The organism is Peribacillus sp. SIMBA_075, from assembly GCF_046534585.1.
Genome location: NZ_JAWRYN010000273.1, coordinates 1 through 335, shown reverse-complemented (window position 1 = coordinate 335; position 335 = coordinate 1). Strand labels below are relative to the sequence as shown.

The following is a 335-nucleotide window of genomic DNA, read 5'->3' as shown; positions in this document are numbered from 1 at the left end:
GAAGGTGGGGTAGATGACTGGGGTGAAGTCGTAACAAGGTATCCGTACCGGAAGGTGCGGATGGATCACCTCCTTTCTATGGAGATATGACGATTAACGCACATTCGCTGTTCAGTTTTGAAGGAGTATTTCTCCTTTGCGGGCCTATAGCTCAGTTGGTTAGAGCGCACGCCTGATAAGCGTGAGGTCGGCTGTTCGAGTCAGCCTAGGCCCACCATCTATTGCTTTGCTGAGGGGTCCTCGAAAAGTATTCGGAATTACCCACGAAGCATAAGCTTCACCTTTTGAGGTTTCTCTATGGGGCTGTAGCTCAGTTGGAGAGCGCCTGCCTTGCA

The 335-nt window shown here is 51.0% G+C and carries 1 tRNA gene and 1 rRNA gene; both read left to right on the top strand.

Features of this window, described 5'->3' with window-relative positions:
- Positions 1 to 76, top strand: a 16S ribosomal RNA gene (locus SB775_RS28215); the annotation flags it as partial.
- Positions 77 to 140: 64 nt separating this feature from the next.
- Positions 141 to 217 (top strand) — tRNA-Ile (locus SB775_RS28210).
- The last annotated feature ends 118 nt before the right edge of the window (positions 218 to 335 follow it).